The 16667-nt window shown below is 52.0% G+C and carries 14 protein-coding genes, 6 pseudogenes and 1 other annotated feature; of the genes and pseudogenes, 7 read left to right on the plus strand and 13 right to left on the minus strand.

Going from position 1 to position 16667, the window contains the following annotated elements; all coding sequences use genetic code 11:
• Positions 1–33 precede the first annotated feature (33 nt).
• Both FCN51_RS26600 and FCN51_RS26605 read right to left on the minus strand, forming a co-directional pair.
• Positions 34–519: a helix-turn-helix domain-containing protein gene (locus FCN51_RS26600; protein ID WP_082823248.1), complete on the minus strand. Its 486-nt coding sequence runs from the start codon at positions 517–519 to the stop codon at positions 34–36.
• A 198-nt stretch (positions 520–717) separates the two neighbouring features.
• Positions 718–1296 carry a DUF488 domain-containing protein gene (locus tag FCN51_RS26605; RefSeq protein ID WP_006115867.1) on the minus strand — a complete coding sequence of 193 codons (579 nt, stop codon included), beginning with the start codon at positions 1294–1296 and terminating at the stop codon, positions 718–720.
• 35 nt (positions 1297–1331) lie between these two features.
• Between FCN51_RS26605 and FCN51_RS26610 the strand changes: the two genes are divergently transcribed.
• Positions 1332–1547, plus strand: a complete 216-nt coding sequence (locus FCN51_RS26610) for a hypervirulence associated TUDOR domain-containing protein (RefSeq protein WP_010512346.1) — start codon at positions 1332–1334, stop codon at positions 1545–1547.
• Between the two features lie 13 nt (positions 1548–1560).
• Here FCN51_RS26610 and FCN51_RS26615 read toward each other — a convergent pair whose 3' ends face one another.
• The 6 genes and pseudogenes from FCN51_RS26615 to FCN51_RS26640 all read right to left on the minus strand — a co-directional run bounded on the left by FCN51_RS26615 (position 1561) and on the right by FCN51_RS26640 (position 5617).
• Entirely contained in the window at positions 1561–1833 is a 273-nt protein-coding gene (locus FCN51_RS26615) for a DUF1971 domain-containing protein (RefSeq protein WP_006115868.1), read from the minus strand.
• Positions 1834–1984: 151 nt separating this feature from the next.
• A complete protein-coding gene (locus FCN51_RS26620) occupies positions 1985–2218 on the minus strand; it encodes a PAS domain-containing protein (RefSeq protein WP_309401526.1) in 234 nt (77 codons plus the stop codon).
• Positions 2219–2279: 61 nt separating this feature from the next.
• On the minus strand, positions 2280–2645 hold the full coding sequence (locus tag FCN51_RS26625; protein ID WP_010512344.1) for a DUF488 domain-containing protein: 366 nt from the start codon (positions 2643–2645) through the stop codon (positions 2280–2282).
• A 16-nt stretch (positions 2646–2661) separates the two neighbouring features.
• A pseudogene (locus tag FCN51_RS26630) lies at positions 2662–3456 on the minus strand (IS5 family transposase).
• Positions 3457–3504: 48 nt separating this feature from the next.
• Positions 3505–4302: pseudogene (locus tag FCN51_RS26635) on the minus strand (IS5 family transposase).
• Between the two features lie 133 nt (positions 4303–4435).
• The gene (locus FCN51_RS26640) at positions 4436–5617 is read right to left on the minus strand and encodes a zinc-dependent alcohol dehydrogenase (RefSeq protein WP_006116385.1); all 1182 of its coding nucleotides are present in this window, start codon (positions 5615–5617) and stop codon (positions 4436–4438) included.
• 818 nt (positions 5618–6435) lie between these two features.
• On the opposite strand from FCN51_RS26640, the gene FCN51_RS26645 reads away from it, so the two are divergent.
• Positions 6436–7646, plus strand: a protein-coding gene (locus FCN51_RS26645) for an IS3 family transposase (protein WP_096884248.1) whose coding sequence is annotated in 2 segments (ribosomal slippage) — positions 6436–6721 and positions 6721–7646 — 1212 coding nt in all. Because the reading frame shifts where the segments join, the coding sequence is not laid out codon by codon here.
• Positions 6714–6830, plus strand: a sequence feature (AL1L pseudoknot). (Overlaps the previous gene by 117 nt.)
• Here FCN51_RS26645 and FCN51_RS26650 read toward each other — a convergent pair.
• The 3 genes and pseudogenes from FCN51_RS26650 to FCN51_RS26660 all read right to left on the minus strand — a co-directional run.
• A pseudogene (locus FCN51_RS26650) lies at positions 7635–7916 on the minus strand (DUF1348 family protein); the annotation flags it as partial. The gene FCN51_RS26645 and the pseudogene FCN51_RS26650 overlap by 12 nt on opposite strands.
• Positions 7917–8102: 186 nt before the next feature.
• Positions 8103–9488: an IS1380-like element IS1380A family transposase gene (locus FCN51_RS26655; protein WP_006115870.1), complete on the minus strand. Its 1386-nt coding sequence runs from the start codon at positions 9486–9488 to the stop codon at positions 8103–8105.
• Between the two features lie 94 nt (positions 9489–9582).
• Positions 9583–9672: pseudogene (locus FCN51_RS26660) on the minus strand (DUF1348 family protein); the annotation flags it as partial.
• Here FCN51_RS26660 and FCN51_RS26665 point away from each other — a divergent pair.
• The gene (locus FCN51_RS26665; protein WP_231621155.1) at positions 9629–9856 is read left to right on the plus strand and encodes a transposase; all 228 of its coding nucleotides are present in this window, start codon (positions 9629–9631) and stop codon (positions 9854–9856) included. The pseudogene FCN51_RS26660 and the gene FCN51_RS26665 sit on opposite strands and share 44 nt — an antisense overlap.
• 15 nt (positions 9857–9871) lie before the next feature.
• On the opposite strand, the pseudogene FCN51_RS26670 reads toward FCN51_RS26665, so the two are convergent.
• A pseudogene (locus FCN51_RS26670) lies at positions 9872–10374 on the minus strand (delta(1)-pyrroline-2-carboxylate reductase family protein); the annotation flags it as partial.
• A 297-nt stretch (positions 10375–10671) separates the two neighbouring features.
• On the opposite strand from FCN51_RS26670, the gene FCN51_RS26675 reads away from it, so the two are divergent.
• The 3 genes from FCN51_RS26675 (at position 10672) to FCN51_RS26685 (ending at position 13986) form a co-directional block, all read left to right on the plus strand.
• Positions 10672–11265 (plus strand): TetR/AcrR family transcriptional regulator, encoded by a 594-nt coding sequence (locus FCN51_RS26675; protein ID WP_035350860.1) that lies wholly within the window; start codon positions 10672–10674, stop codon positions 11263–11265.
• 87 nt (positions 11266–11352) lie between these two features.
• Positions 11353–12510 (plus strand): iron-containing alcohol dehydrogenase, encoded by a 1158-nt coding sequence (locus tag FCN51_RS26680; protein WP_003631147.1) that lies wholly within the window; start codon positions 11353–11355, stop codon positions 12508–12510.
• 84 nt (positions 12511–12594) lie between these two features.
• Positions 12595–13986, plus strand: a complete 1392-nt coding sequence (locus tag FCN51_RS26685; RefSeq protein ID WP_003631146.1) for an NAD-dependent succinate-semialdehyde dehydrogenase — start codon at positions 12595–12597, stop codon at positions 13984–13986.
• A 246-nt stretch (positions 13987–14232) separates the two neighbouring features.
• On the opposite strand, the pseudogene FCN51_RS26690 reads toward FCN51_RS26685, so the two are convergent.
• Positions 14233–15188 (minus strand): annotated as a pseudogene (locus FCN51_RS26690) (IS481 family transposase).
• 198 nt (positions 15189–15386) lie between these two features.
• On the opposite strand from FCN51_RS26690, the gene FCN51_RS26695 reads away from it, so the two are divergent.
• Complete coding sequence (locus FCN51_RS26695) at positions 15387–16637, plus strand: IS701-like element IS1452 family transposase (RefSeq protein WP_012812328.1); 1251 nt, start codon at positions 15387–15389, stop codon at positions 16635–16637.
• Positions 16638–16667 lie beyond the last annotated feature (30 nt).

Here is a 16667-nt window from a genome sequence, read left to right on the forward strand (position 1 = left end):
GCGCATCATGTCAATCGGGCTGCGCGATTGCGCTCATAGGTTATAGCAATCAACGGTTGGTATAATGTGCCCGCAAAGACTAATTAACTGAGCATAATTTAAAATCACTATTTCCGAACCGTTTACTTCTAAAATTTCACCACGAAACCGTGTTATAATACGGGATAAATTTTCAGGTGTCATGCGAAGCTCGGCTGCCACCAAAGATTTGCTATGCGGAAGTACGACTTTTTTTCGATTGTCCTGTATAATGGAAAGTTTCACGAGATAACAGAACAAACGCTGTGAACCACTACAATGATAATAACAACTCGTCTGATTGATGTTATTCCTAAATTGTTTTGCAACATATTCCAGCATAATACGCGCGAACGATGAATGAAAAGAACACAATACGTCTATAATATTTGCATCAATCTGAAGCATCGTCGCTGCTGAGGCACAATAAGCTTCCAGAAGATAAGGTTGTCGTGTTACGACCGCTGCAGGAAGAAGAAAGTCACCGGTTATCATACTCATAACAGTGATATTTTCTTTCTTTTCTGGATGCGGACTCCTTAAGTGTATGATGCCATCAAACACAATCCACAAATTTTTTGGTTTATCGTTTTTTTCACAGATGACAAAAGAACGCGTTTTTCACGCTTTGAAACACCATCAAAGAGTCTCAGAGCGCTGAACATTTCTTCAGGTTCCGATGGAATATTCTGATTTTTATTATGACTTCTCATCATTTTGGACACATACGGACTCTGGAAGAGGATACGTTAAACAACCTGTTGGTTCGACAACAGCACCAGGCGTAAGAACGCCTTCCTGCGTGTTCGTCAACGACAGGATATGGATCACCGTCAAACCTTTAGAAAGAAGATAATCTGAAATAATGCGCCGATGACACCGCCACCAAAGAACCTCTGCGCACATTAAAACAACCGTTTCATATCGGCTCGCTTCGATTAAAGTTGCTAGACCTTTCTGAAATTCATCGCTTAAAGCATAGTCGGCATAATTATGAAAACTTTGCACACGCCAGAATGCATTAATCGTAGGTGCAACGGTTCTAGACCGCGGACGTCTCCCGCCTAACTCCGGAAAATGACGATAAATAACGTTTACTTTCCCAAGCGCTTCAGACAGGACATTACCATTGTAATCCCGATTACGCCTGGAATACGGAAACGCACGAACATCCGCCACGAATGTAATATGATAATGACAAATAAGTGTTATAAACTCGTCAAGGGAATGCGTAGAGTGACCAATCGTATAAATCGTCTTACATTTAACCTTGGTCATTTTACAGTGTCTTCGGTTGCATAAGGAAAATTACCATGTCTTCACAAACCTTCAGAATTGGCGACATTGTTTCATGGAACTCTGAAGCCGGTTATGTCACAGGTAAAATTACGAAAATTCACACATCACCATTTCTCGTCAATGGGTATCATCATCATGCGTCAGGCCAGGAACCTCAATACGAGATTGTCAGCCAGAAAACTGGGCATATAGCATTTCACAAAGGGTCGGCCCTACAGCTACAGATGTAAGTGTTCATATACTTCACAAAGAATGAACTGGATCAGAATCGTAAAACTCCAGTTTTAGCCGGACCAAACCAGATAATTTTAGGTAATGCGTCTGCTCCGGTTTGATAAGGCCTGGTTCACAAGGTGTCAGATGCCTGACTTCTCCAGTGTCAACGTACACGAGCGTCGCAGTTCCTTCCAGAATACGGATAACTGCCCATACGCCAGCCTTCGTGGCATGACGCTGACGCAGACCTGCGGGAAGAGTTATCTCATTGAACTCCGACGTAATACGATACGGTTTCATGGCTGCTTCCTGATATCACGAAAAACAACCTTTATCGCATCGATATTTCCACTATGGTTTCTTATGATATCCATATTGAATATAACAACAATCTGCGAACCATTCCGTCTTAAAGCCGGCACGGTGAGTGTACGATCTGAATTAAAACCTGTTACTCCTGCTCCACGACATAAGACCAACCTTTCCAGTGCCGTTCACGTAATTTTTCCGGTATAATCAGATCAAGTGACTTCCCAATAGCTTCCTCCGCCGCAAAACCAAACATCTGAACTGCGTTGTCATCCCACAACTCGATGATGCCTGAGCGATGGACCCGGACAATCGCATCGTCACAAATAATGGGAGAATTCTTTTGATCTGTTTCAGCAAAACTTAAATTCGGCATGGAACATAATTCCTAAAAACGTGATAACGGATGAATACTTTTTATACGTTAGCGTCAATACCTATATGTCCTGCTCATCCAGAAATTTCTGGAGAACAAGAGCGTGATTATGAAGCGGATCATGCGCAGCATAAAGAAGAGTGATCCTCCCTTTTTTCATAAGGTTCTCAAGTTTTTTGATGTCGGAATTTCCTTCAGAAAGCTCATGACGATACCTGAGTTTGAATTCATCCCAGTGAGCCGGGTCATGATCAAACCAGTGTCGAAGATCGGAGCTTGGAGCAGCATTCTTTAACCAATAATCCATTTTAACATCTGATTTGTGCAACCCTCGAGGCCACAATCGATCCACAAGAACACGAACGCCATCTATTTCCGAAGGCAGATCGTAAACTCGTTTTATCCGAACGTCGTGTCGAGATTTCATGAGAGATTAGGGCCTGTTAGGGCTTGATCCAGTCTGCTGCGGCAGCGATGTGGATGACCGCGAGGAACGACGTTGCTGTTTTTTCATATCTGGTTGCGACAGCGCGCCACTCCTTGAGGCGAGCCCAGAGGTTCTCAACGAGATGCCGACACCGATAGGCCCATTTGGGGCAGGCGACCGGGCCATCGCGTCGTTTCGCAGGAATGGCTGGCCGTGCTCCCATGTCCCATATCCGTTCACGCATGGCGTTCGACGCGTAGCCCTTGTCCGCTACTACCCACAGGGGAGTGGCGGGAAGGCTGTCGAGCATGGCTGGTGCCAGAGGCAGTTCATGAGCCTGTCCAGGGGCCAGCGCAAAACCGAAGGCTTTTCCATGTCCATCACGATCACGCAGACTTTTGTGCCATAGCCACCGCGAGAGCGGCCAAGTGCTTCACGATGGTCTCGCTCTTCGAAAGAGGCCCCTTTTTTTGGGCTCCCGCCGCTTTGTGGTGAGCCCTGATGTTTGTGCCATCCAGAAAAGTCATTCCGAATGCCACTCCCTGTTGTTCCTGAACCAGTGCGAGCAGCCGCCCCATACGCCGAGCTTCGCCCAGCGGATGAAAAGCTGCGCAGCCCGCCACCACGGACCCAGTTCAGCGGGGATACTCCGCCATTTCGCGCCATTCTCATGACGCCAGAAAATCGCTGCTATCGTCCGCCGCAGATCATGTGGCGGCGTCTTGCCCCTCGGGCGAACCTCCTCAATCAGAGGTTCCCAGATCGCCCATGTCTCGTCCGTAAAGGTGCCTGTTCTGTCTCCTTCTTCCATCCCTACAATATGGGAAGAAATTCAAGATCTAACAGGCCCTAGGGCCTGTTAGGGCTTGATCCAGTCTGCTGCGGCAGGCGATGTGGATGACCGCGAGGAACGACGTTGCTGTTTTTTCATATCTGGTTGCGACAGCGCGCCACTCCTTGAGGCGAGCCCAGAGGTTCTCAACGAGATGCCGACACCGATAGGCCCATTTGGGGCAGGCGACCGGGCCATCGCGTCGTTTCGCAGGAATGGCTGGCCGTGCTCCCATGTCCCATATCCGTTCACGCATGGCGTTCGACGCGTAGCCCTTGTCCGCTACTACCCACAGGGGAGTGGCGGGAAGGCTGTCGAGCATGGCTGGTGCCAGAGGCAGTTCATGAGCCTGTCCAGGGGCCAGCGCAAAACCGAAGGCTTTTCCATGTCCATCAGCGATCACGCAGACTTTTGTGCCATAGCCGCCGCGAGAGCGGCCAAGTGCTTCACGATGGTCTCGCTCTTCGAAAGAGGCCCCTTTTTTTGGGCTCCCGCCGCTTTGTGGTGAGCCCTGATGTTTGTGCCATCCAGAAAAGTCATTCCGAATGCCACTCCCTGTTGTTCCTGAACCAGTGCGAGCAGCCGCTCCCATACGCCGAGCTTCGCCCAGCGGATGAAAAGCTGCGCAGCCCGCCACCACGGACCCAGTTCAGCGGGGATACTCCGCCATTTCGCGCCATTCTCATGACGCCAGAAAATCGCTGCTATCGTCCGCCGCAGATCATGTGGCGGCGTCTTGCCCCTCGGGCGAACCTCCTCAATCAGAGGTTCCCAGATCGCCCATGTCTCGTCCGTAAAGGTGCCTGTTCTGTCTCCTTCTTCCATCCCTACAATATGGGAAGAAATTCAAGATCTAACAGGCCCTAAGATTGTCTACATTATTTGTGCTTAGATTCGACATTTGCCTCTTGGATCTACAGAGAGGCAAATGTCGCCTGCGTCCAAGCCTCAGCAGCCCTCACCCATGCGGGCGAAACACGACCTTGGTGCAGCGATCTTTTTTGTCCCTGAATTTTTCATACAGTGCTGGCCCGTCTTCCAGGTTTGAAGACCGATGACTGATGACAAAAGAAGGATCGATTTCCCCTTTCTGGATGCGTTCCAGCAGAGGCTTGAGATATTTCTGCGTATTTGTTTGCCCAGTCCGCAGGGTCAGTCCCTTGTTCATGAGGATACCGATCATGACTGGCCCAAGGGCACCGGCATAGACACCAGGCATGGAAAGAATGCCGCCTGGGCGGCATCCGAGGATGGCCTGATTGAGAGCGAATGGCCTCTCGAGTGTTGTCGCTGAAAGCAGTGCTGAACCGACTTTTTGCATCATGGTATCGGCGCCATGTGCTTCCATACCGACGGCTTCGATAACGGCATCTGGCCCAAGTCCATCAGTCATTTCGACAAGAGTTTCCTGGATGTTCTGAGTACGGAAATCTATGGTTTCCGCACCTGCTGCCCGTGCCATGGCCAGTCTTTCCGGGACTTCGTCAATGGCAATGACGCGCTTTGCTCCCAGCAGAAAGCAGGAGCGGATCGCCATCTGTCCAACCGGACCACATCCCCAGACAGCAATGGTTTTTTCGGATTCGGGAGTGATCTCGCAGTTTTCTGCAGCCTGGTAGCCGGTAGGGAAAATATCGGACAGTAAAAGGACCTGCTCGTCCTCCAGTCCTTCGGGGACAATAATGGGTCCGACGTCTGCATAGGGAACACGCAGGTATTCGGCCTGTCCGCCTGAAAAACCACCTGTGATATGTGAGTAACCAAACAGGCCGGCTAGAGGGTATCCAAAGGTTTCGGCCTGCTGGCGCCTGTTGGGATTTGTGCGCTCACAGCAGCTCCAGTTACCCCATTTGCATTGTCTGCATTCGCCGCAGGAAATCGTAAACGGTACAACGATACGATCTCCAACCGAGAGACGCTTATTGTCTTTTCCGACTTCGACAACCTCCCCCATTGTTTCGTGCCCGAGAATGTCACCACATTTCATGGTCGGCATGAGGCCGTCCATCAGGTGCAGGTCAGAACCACAGATGGCACAGGCCGTCACCTTGATGATGACATCCCGCCCCTCAATGATTTCCGGGTCACGCACACTTTCACAGGTAATCTTGCCCTTTTTCTGCCAGGTCAAAGCTTTCATGGGAGGTCGTCCTGTTCTGGAGAGATGCAGGAGAAACGCCTGATGGTGTCGATAGTTTGGAAGGTTCCTGCAAACAAAACTTGATGCAGGTCTCGGGCTTGTGAGCGAACGTTTTCCTGAACCCCGTGCATGTCTCCCGTCGCGTCGCCGGAACAGAGTTTAGGTATCAGAATATCGTATTAGTCAGTAGTATCCTAATATTTGTATTATGATTATGATTATTCCAATAACTATCTGATTTATTTTATAAAATACAGCCGGATAAATTGGGTTGATATTTTCTGTTGCATGGTATCTGCGTGATCAAGGTCTGCTTCAGGCTGCCTTTTGCACTACATAATCATACGATCAGTATCCGTTGTGAGGTAGAGTTTTACTGTTATGCGGTAATTTCAGATCGGTAATGCTGCTCAATGACCGGAAATATCACGACATGATCCGCCTCAGACAGAGCCAGACGGTGCCGGTGGATCACAGCTGACGTAACCCTGTTTTCGTTTTTCAAAGGCCAGTCGCCAGCCGATCTGAGATTTCGACTGAGGAACATCAGACGGTGGCAACTGGTTATCCGATACGGTCTAAGAAAGCTGCTTTGTCGGGCTGTTATGGACCGCAGAGCTGCTTAGCAGTTGCACTGATGTGTCGTCCCAACCTGACAGCCTTTCTGAGCACAACAATGACTCTTACGATACGAGCACGCCGGGACTTACGAAAACTGTTTCCCGGTATCGGATACTTAAAGTCCCAGCGCGGAAAGTCCTGGATGAATTGCCCCGGGTTTTGTGGAGACAGAAAGACCCGTGAGGTAAGAAGAATTCATGAGCAATAAATCGAAGCGTTTTCCGCCTGAGTTTCGTGACCGTGCAGCCCGCATGGTTCTGGAGGAAGAGAAGAACCATCCTTCGCGGTGGTCTGCAGTGATGATGATAGCGCCAAAGCTGGATATTCATCCTGACACGCTGTCAAAATGGACCCGTCTGCATGAACGTGCCAATGCGCCTGCGGTGAGTGACCTGCCTGATCGAGAGAAGATCAGGCAACTGGAGCGAGAGAACCGCGAATTGCGGCAGGCCAATGAAATCCTGCGTAAGGCGTCGGCATATTTTGCCCAGGCGGAGCTCGACCGCATCTTCAAGCCATGACACGCTTCATTGAGGAGCACCGGCAGACATATGGTGTCGGGTCAATCTGCAGGGTTCTGTCGATTGCACCATCTGCCTATTATGCAACTGTTGCCAGACAGAAAAATCCGTGTGTGCGCAGCCAGAAAGACAAAGAACTGTGCGATGACATCCGTAGAGTGTGGAATAATAATTTCTGCGTCTATGGAGCGCGCAAGGTCTGGCATCAGCTCAGACGTGAAGGCGTGGATGTCGCCCGCTGCACGGTAGAGCGGCTGATGCGCCGGATGGGGCTGAAAGGCGTCATTCGTGGCAAGGGGGTCAGAACCACACGGCCTGATCCGCAACGTCCGTGTCCGCAGGATCTGGTGCAGCGCCAGTTTCATGCTCCTGCCCCCAACAGACTGTGGGTTTCGGATTTCACGTATGTTTCCACTTGGCAGGGCTTTGTTTATGTGGCCTTCATCATTGACGTCTTTGCACGGGTTATTGTGGGTTGGCGTGTCTCCTCAACGGCTCATACCGACTTCGTACTGGATGCCCTTGAGCAGGCTCTGTGCCAGAGGCAGCCTGAGGGAAAAGTGACCCACCATTCCGACCGCGGCTGTCAATATGTGTCCATTCGTTACACGCAAAGACTGGCTGAAGCGGGGCTCGTTGCTTCTGTCGGCAGTGTTGGGGATTCCTATGATAACGCCTTGGCAGAGACCATTAACGGACTTTACAAAACCGAACTCATCTATCGGCAGGGGCCATGGAAAAACAGGGAAGCTGTTGAACTGGCAACACTTAAATGGGTCGACTGGTTCAATAATCGGCGGCTCCTGTCCTCCATTGGAAACATCCCGCCAGCAGAAGCTGAGGCACGCTTTTATGCACAACAGAAATCACATGCATTAGCCGCTTAAATCAGATAAAAAACGTCTCCACAAAACCCGGGGCAATTCAGGATGATCCTCCGGACGACGTCCTGCAGGCCAGTGAAACAGGCGATCATCGGCTGAAATAGGCTGATCGTTGATCGATGCCGCACGGTAGCGCATCAATCCCGCTCCATCGAACTCCCAGTTCTCATTCCCATGCGACCGGAACCACTGCTCGGCGTGATCTTTCCATTCATAGGCAAAACGCACGGCGATCCGGTTGTCCTGAAACGTCCAGAGTTCCTTGATGAGTCGACGCTGATTTCTCACACTTGAGGCAATTTCGGGTTATTTTGTAGAATTCAGTCATCCCACAGGAGCCCGATCTGGAATATTGACGATATTGTGCTTCTGGCGGCGGGTTCTGAACGCAGTGAGGGTGTCACGGCCTGAGAAGGCAGTGTTGGTGGAAGCTATGTGGTCTGTGCACTGTCTGTTTCTTCAGATGGCCTGCCGGAGCCTTCGCAATCGTGCATGAGCGAGGGCGAATTCATGCTGACAGGGGAACATGTCCGGCATGGACAGGACAATCCGACGGACGCTGAGCGTTACACGTGTCGCGATTTTGAGCAGTCGTGCGCGTATGGTGCCACAGGTCGCCGTCTCCAGGCTGGTCTGGCCAAGGGCCAGTCTTTGCAGAGCGATCAGCAGGACATAGGCTGCGGCCGAGAACCACAGCCGGAGCTGGTTGGCCCGGATGGTGTGGGACGAGGTCCTGTCTGAGAACAGATCCATCTGGCATTCCTTGATGCGGTTTTCCATATCCCCGCGTGCGCAGTAAATCTGTTCGTAGAGATGGCGGGGGTCGGACATTCCCTGCGGTAGCGTGGTGACAATGAAGCGATGATAGCGGTTGCCGTGGCGCCATTCGGCCTTGGCCACGACCCGCCTGCGGCGCGTCCAGCTGTCCTTTGTGATCCAGTCAAAGGAGGCGAAACCGCGCGCAGCTCTGCCTGTCGTGGCGGCTTCGTCACGAACCTCAGCGGACAAAGAGGCAATCCGGTCATACAGGCGGGTGTTGCCTGCAAGCCCGAACAGGAAGTCAACGTGGTTGTCTTCGCACCATGTCATCAGACTGTCCCGGGCGAAACCGCTGTCCCCACGCACCAGGATACGCACCCGGGGCCAACGGCTCCTGATCTGCTCCACGATCCGGCGGATGTCTGCCAGTGCTTCCTTCCCCGGGTCCCTGTCTGCCGTGCGCAGGGTAGCGCTGAGGAGATGATCCCCGCAAAAGATGTATAGCGGCAGATAGCAGTTATGGCCGTAATACCCATGAAAGGCACGGCCTTCCTGATGGCCATGGATACGGTCATCGGTGGCATCCACATCCAGAACGATGCGGGCGGGTGCGCGCTCATGCTGGTCCAGAAAGAGCGTGACGAACAGGGTCGCCAGGGCCTCATGATCAGCAATGATCCGACAGTAACGATCTGCCTTGTGCCCACTGCGCTCCAACCGGTTCAGTGTAGATTTGCCAGCCAATGCTGCGCAGTTTGCCCGGCCTCCTGACAGACGGCCCGAGGCCAGACCAAAGATCAGGTCATGCCGCAGGGCATCGTGATCATTGAGATCTTCATAGCCCAGTGCCAGGCCCATGATCCGCTGACGGACAAGGTCTTCAACCCGGTATTCCACAAAGGCAGGATGCCGCTTATCGCGAAAACAGGCAGCAAAGCGGCGGCTGAGACCCAGAATGTCATCAGCCTGCTTCACCAGAATGACGCCCCCATCCGAACTCATGCACCCCCCGTCAAAACGGGCCACAACACGCCGTCCACAGGAGGCTGGAAACTCATACGCGCCTGCGCTACACTCTGTCTGCATCGGGTTTTCTTGATGATTATGGAAATTTCTTTTCTACAAAACAGACTTTTTCATAATCTAACCCGATGTACAACCCTTCTGTGAGATTTCCGCGTCGATAGTCCTGTTCGCGCTCCCATTTGCGCTTCAGAAAAGCGACGATTTCTTCGCGCCCGGTAATAAATTCCAGACGATTGCGCCATCGACGCGGAAATCTCACAGAAGGGTTTGAAATCCTGCCGCGTCGGTGGGTTGTGGAACGGACCTTCGGTTGGATGATCCGCTGGCGTCGCCTTGTGAAGGACTACGAACAGCGGATCGACGTCGCAGAGGCCATGATCCACATCGCCATGGGAAGCCTCATGCTACGCCGAAACGCTCATCCGTGAATTTCCAAAAGGGCTCTTACAAAAATGCTCCGCCCGTTCTGGAGTGCGACCACGGATGACAACCTCAATGCCCGGATACAGGGCTGAGAGTGCCTCTACATGCGCAAGGGCTTGGGTGCCTGTGCCAATAATCAACACCCGCTTTACAGCATCAGAAGCAAATGTGCGAATACCCAGCATGCTCATGGCTGATGTCCGGCGCATTGTTACAGTGGGGCCATCCAGATTGAAAAGGAAGCGTCCATCATGTGCATCGGCGCATGTAATCATGCCCTGAATGGTGGGAAGATGGAGTGCGGGATTTTTACCAAAAATTGTGAGTATTTTGGTGGCAATCAAATCCTCTGCCACGGTTGGCATGCACATAAGCGTGCCGTTGCCATCTTGCGTGGGAACAACGGTACGAGGCGGGCATGTAATGCCACCATTTGCGTAATCGCGCACTGTGCGGGCAGCATGTTCACCAATGCAGGAAATGGTAAAAGTGCCTGCGTTTCTGGCGCACCGTAATATTGCATGTAGGGCATGTCCATATTTGAGTTCGAGGTTATGGCGCTGATTGCACAGCGCAGCACAGTGAACGTCAAGGGGCAGTAACCTGCACAGATACATGCACTGGTAGAAAAATGCTGGGGTTGAGGCGGTTCGGAACAATCGGACACAAAATGAGTTTCAGGCATCCATTCTTATATAATCTATTTGCTACCTATTATTTTGCTTAACGTATGGCATGGGAAAGGAGGGAATATAAAAAATAGAAGACCGGTCTATTTTTTATATGGACAGGCAATGTATTCGTCCATATATAAGCTCCTATGAAGATTGCAGAGAAACATCACGCTGCTCGGCAGCACATCCTGAAAGCGGCTAAACCGCTTATCGGCCAGCGTGGTTTTTCGGCTGTTGGTCTGACACAAATATTGGATGTTGCGGGAGTTCCCAAGGGCTCTTTCTACCATTACTTCGAATCAAAAGAAGTATTTGGGGAAGAGCTTCTTAGAACTTATATTGAAGATTATCTGGTAAAAATGGATGATCTTTTTGAAAGTGCAGATGGTAATGCAGCCGAAAAAATAGCGCGTTACTGTCAGTTCTGGCGCGATACGCATCTTAGTAAGCAGATTGGGAATAAATGCCTGATTGTTAAACTTGCAGCGGAAGTCTGCGATCTTTCGGAACGGATGCGGGCCATTCTGGAAGGTGGCACCAGGAGTGTTATTGACCGGCTTAGCGCACTTATCACGGCGGGGCAGGGAGAAGGCTCAATAGGCAACCGGCAGGAGCCGGAAATGCTTGCGGCCTCACTTTACCAGCTCTGGCTGGGTTCGACCCTGATAGTGAAAATTACACACAGTTCTCAGCCGTTTGACCAAGCATGGCAGGCAACCAAACGGCTTCTGGAAATCTAGAAAGCAGGGAAAGCGCACAGCGTTTTACTTTGCGCAATAAATAGACGACCGGTCTACTATAAAGACCGATCTTAATAAGGTGTCTCAATGCAGAACTTTGAATTCTATAACCCTACACGCATCCTGTTTGGCAAAGGCATGATAGCTCGGCTTGATGAACAGCTATCGCCTGAAGCCCGCGTGCTTGTGCTTTATGGTGGTGCAAGTGCCGAACGTAGTGGCACGTTGGCTGAAGTTCGGGCAGCGCTGGGGAACCGCACTTTCCGTGAGTTTGGCGGTATTGAAGCCAACCCTACATATGAAACCCTTATGAAGGCCGTGGCTCTGGTGCGGGAGGAAAAGCTCGACTTCCTTTTGGCTGTTGGTGGCGGCTCTGTCATGGATGGCACCAAGTTTGTCGCGGCTGCTGTGCCGTATGAAGGCGAGCCGTGGGATATTCTTGTCAGCAAGGGTAAAGCCGCAACAAAAGCGCTTCCGCTGGGCACGGTTGTCACCTTGCCTGCCACGGGTTCAGAAATGAACTGCCTAAGCGTTATTTCTCGCCAGTCTACGGGTGACAAGTTGTTGTTCTCCAACCCGTTGGTCTATCCGCGTTTTTCTGTGCTGGACCCCATGCGCACCATGAGTTTGCCCATGAAGCAGGTGATTAATGGGGTGGTGGATTCCTTTGTCCATGTGATGGAACAGTACATGACCTATCCGGTCGATGGCATGGCGCAAGATCGCTTCTCAGAAGGGCTGCTGTCCAGCCTGGTTGAGATCGGGCCGCGTATTGTCGCGACACCAGATGATTATGATCTGCGCTCCAACCTCATGTGGGTTGCAACGCTTGCCCTGAATGGCTTGATCGGCGCGGGTGTGCCCCATGATTGGAGCACGCACATGATTGGTCATGAAATTACGGCAAAATACCACATTGATCATGCCCGCACGTTGGCCATCGTATTCCCTGCGTTAATCAAGGTTCGTCGTGCCGAAAAGCGCGCCAAGTTGCTGCAATATGCAACGCGGGTATGGAACCTGACCGATGGTACGGAAGATCAGCGGATTGATGTTGCCATTCGTAAAACTGAGGAATTCTTCGAAGGTTTGGGCGTACCAACCCGTCTGTCTGCCTATGAGATTGGTGCTGAAGGCATCAACGATCTGGTTGGTCAGCTTGAAGATCATGGCATGACGCATCTGGGTGAAAACGGTGATGTTACCCTAGATGTAAGCCGCAAAATTCTGGAAGCCGCTGCCTGACCTGAAGTGTCGCTATCGCCGGGGTGAAGGGGAACAGCCCGTTATCCCGGCAACCAATAAATTAATGAGAAACGAGACTTAAAAATGGCTTACGCCACAACCAATCCTTATACTAACGAAGTTGTTGCAACTTTCCCAGAGGCTACTGATGCGGAAGTTCAGACCGCATTGGCCGAGGCGCATGCTGCTTTCGAAGCTTGGCGCGATACATCCTTTGCAGAGCGAGCAAAGGTAATGAATGCCGCTGCTGCCATTCTGCGTCGTGATGTTGATAAGTATGCCCGTTTGGGCACGCTGGAAATGGGCAAGCTGTTTGAAGAATCTAAAGCAGAAATTATTCTTTCTGCTGAAATTTTTGAATACTATGCAAAACATGCAGAAGCACTTCTGAAGCCGGAATTGTTGCCTGTAGCAGACCCGGCAGAAGGCAAAGCCATGCTGGTGCATGAGCCGCTTGGTATCGTGCTGGCAATTGAGCCGTGGAACTTCCCCTTCTATCAGGTCGTGCGTATTATTGCGCCGCAGCTTTCCGCTGGTAACGCCGTGCTGCTCAAGCATGCTTCCAACCTGCCGCAGTGCGCTGCTGCCTTTGATACACTTATGGCAGAAGCCGGGCTGCCCAAAGGGTTGTTCCGCAACCTGTATGCAGCACGCCCGCACACAGCCATGATTTTGAATGACCCTCGCGTATGCGGTATCGCACTCACGGGGTCAGAAGGCGCAGGCACGGTTATTGCTGGTATTGCTGGCAAGGCACTGAAGAAGGCCACCATGGAACTCGGTGGAGCAGATGCTTTCATTGTGCTTGATGATGCTGACGTTGAAAAAGCAGCGCGTTGGGCGGTCATCGGTCGCCACTGGAATGCTGGCCAAGTTTGTGTTTCTGCAAAGCGCCTGATTGTAGCTGATGCTATTTATGATCAGTTCGTTGCTCTTTACAAAGAAGGTGTCGCAGCTCTCAAAGCAGGTGACCCGATGGACCCCAAAACCACGCTGGCTCCGTTGTCATCTCAGGCTGCTGCTGATGACTTGCGCGATCAGGTCACGCGGGCGATGGATCTTGGTGCCAAAGTTGAGGTAATTGGGGCGCCAGTTCCCGAACAGGGTGCTTTCTTCCAGCCGTTGCTTATGTCCAATCTGGATCAGAAAAACCCTGCACGCCATTGGGAATTTTTTGGACCTGTTACCCAGATCTACCGCGCGAAGGATGAGGCCGACGCCATCCGCATTGCCAATGATTCGCCCTACGGTCTAGGCGGCAGCGTATTCACAAAGGATGAAGCCCGAGGCACCCGTGTAGCACGGGCCATCCGCACCGGTATGGTGGTGATTAACCATCCACTATCGCCCAAGGCAGACCTACCTTTTGGTGGGATTAAAAACTCAGGCTATGGCCGTGAATTGATTGGCCTCGGCATTAAGGAGTTCATCAACCACAAGCTCATCAATGTAGTGGATATCGACGCAGCGTTCTGATTTGTATGATTGGAAGTGGCCAACATTTCTGGATGATTTTCCAAAGATGATGCCTGCACCGTATAGTGTGAAAGCCGCATAGGCCGTAACAGACAACCTAAAAAGGGGCTTCCATTGTGGAGGTCCCTTTTTTGTATGGGGTTTGGTTGCGCTAAAATGGGATTACGGACTTCATCTCTTACGCAACATGTCGGCTTTATTCAGAGGCAGGCTGATGACGATTGCCATCATGATTTGTGATGAACATTAGGTGTTTGGTCCCGGGGTTTGATGGGTTGGATTGATGATGAATCTTTCTGGCTCTGAAGTCCATATTTTGCAGACATATTCGTAAGGTGTGAGGCCACTGAGGGTCTTGAGCCTTCGCCCAAAATTATAGGCTGCCATGAAGTCGTTGAGGTGTGTTCTCAACTGCTCATGACTGTCGTAATGGAAGCGTTTGACGGTTGCTTCCTTGATTGTCCGGTTCATCCGCTCAACCTGACCGTTCGTCCAGGGATGATTGGGTTTCGTCAGACGATGTTCGATCCCGTGGGCTTCGCAGATCATGTCGAAGCGCATGGGACGCGACCAGGCCGTATTGCGATTACGGGGTTGGTCAGCGAACTGGATCCCATTGTCGGTCAGGATGGTGTGGATCCGGTAAGGGATGATGCTCAGGAGATGTTCGAGGAATTCCCAGGCCGTCTTCCGATCAGCTTTCTCGACCAGTTGTGTGACAGCGAATTGCTGTCCGGTCAATGGCAACGAGAGGTACAGCTGCCTTCAGCGGTCGGACTTCCGCTATGTCGAGATGAAAGAACCCGATCGGGTGAGCGTTTGAAGCGCTGGCGTTTGGCTTTGTCCCCCTCCATGTCCGGCAGTCGTGAAATCCCGTGACGCTGAAGGCAGCGATGCAGGGCCGAGCGTGTCAGATAGGGAATGCTGGCCTGCAGGGCATAAAGGCAGTCATCCAGCGGCAGCAACGTATGCCGGCGAAAGGCCACGATCATCGCTTCGTCCGTCTCGGACAGGACCGTTGAGCGCGGCTCTTTAGGACCTGTCTTCTGATCTTCGACACTCTGTCGCTTCCGCCATTTAGCCACTGTCTTCGGGTTGATCCCGAACTCCTCGCTCAGCGCCGCGAGCGAAGCCTGCGATCGCTGTATTGCTGCTCGCACGGCGTGCGTGGTCGTGGCGCTCCCATGACGTATCTGTCCCATAATGCTTCCTTCCACTCTCGTGAAAATATCACACCATCAAACCCCGGGACTAAACACCTAACTGACGACACGCCGTAGGTAGCTTTTCCAGATGTACGAAAATTCCGGTAACTGGCGGTTCTGAGGACGAAGCAGCCGTGAAAAGCCGTTTAGCACTACAGTTGCATTTTGTGTTGAGTTCTGAATCTATGGGTAACCATGATTCAGGATATGATGAGTGGCGGTACGTCTGTTGAAGAGACGCTGGAATTATGGGCGCGCTCGCTTCGGTCCGCCAAGGATCGGATGGCGCCGCTGTTCACGCAAAAACGTGTCGTAGATTCGGCCTGTGCTTTTCTTGATGTTTTGATTGGCAATGAACCACGCAAGACGGGATGGATGCGAGCGGAAGCCGCAGGAGATCCTGGTCCATGGCGGCAGCAGGCGCTTCTGGGACGCGGGCACTGGGATGCCGATGCCCTTCGTGACGTCGTCAGGGATTATGTGATTGAGCATCTGGGCACTGAAGAGGGCGTGCTGGTCATTGATGAGACCGGTTTTCTGAAGAAGGGTCAGGCGTCCTGCGGTGTGGGGCGGCAGTATACGGGATCTGCCGGCAAGATCACGAACTGCCAGATTGGTGTGTTTGGCGCTTATGTTTCGGAACGGGGGCATGCCTTTATTGACCGCGCCCTGTATCTCCCGAAAGACTGGACATCAAAGCCTGAGCGTCTGAAGCGGGCCCACGTTCCCGATGACGTGGTGTTTGCAACCAAACCGGCGTTAGCCTCGATGATGATTGAGCGAAGTATTGAGGCCGGTGTGCCGTTCCGCTGGGTTGCAGCAGACAGCGTGTATGGCGTGGGCGACGTAGAACGCACGCTTCGCCGGGCAGGAATTGGATATGTGCTTGGGGTCAAGGGCAATCACTGGTTCGGATCATGGGCAACGGAACCGCTGATTGCCGGAGAGGCGAAAGATATTGCAGCAGGACTGCCAGACCAGGCCTGGCGTCGTCTGTCAGCGGGGCACGGCACAAAAGGTGAGCGACTTTATGACTGGGCGTATCTTCCGCTTGCTGATCTGGATGCTGAAGAATTTGACTGCCCTATAGCCGGACCATGGACACGTGGCCTGTTGATCCGCCGAAACATCGCTGACGGGGACCTTGCCTATTTTACGACCTGGAGCCCGAAAGGGACAACCACGCAGGAACTGGTGAACGTTGAAGGGACGCGCTGGAGGATCGAAGAAGGGTTCGAGACGGCCAAAAACGAATTTGGTCTTGATCATAACGAGACCCGCTCCTGGCATGGTTGGCATCGGCATGTCTCTCTGGTCATGCTGGCCTATGCCGTCATGGCCAGTGTCCGTTACCAGGCAAACTCACTGAAACCGAAAAAAACACAACTCAGAACACGACAGTCCTTGTCCGCTGGTCCATTCAGGAGATCAGGCGCCTCGTCGTAAAACTTGCACAACGCAGACTACCCGTCTCTC

Origin of the sequence: Acetobacter pasteurianus, from assembly GCF_009914215.2 — a bacterium.
GTDB lineage: Bacteria > Pseudomonadota > Alphaproteobacteria > Acetobacterales > Acetobacteraceae > Acetobacter > Acetobacter pasteurianus.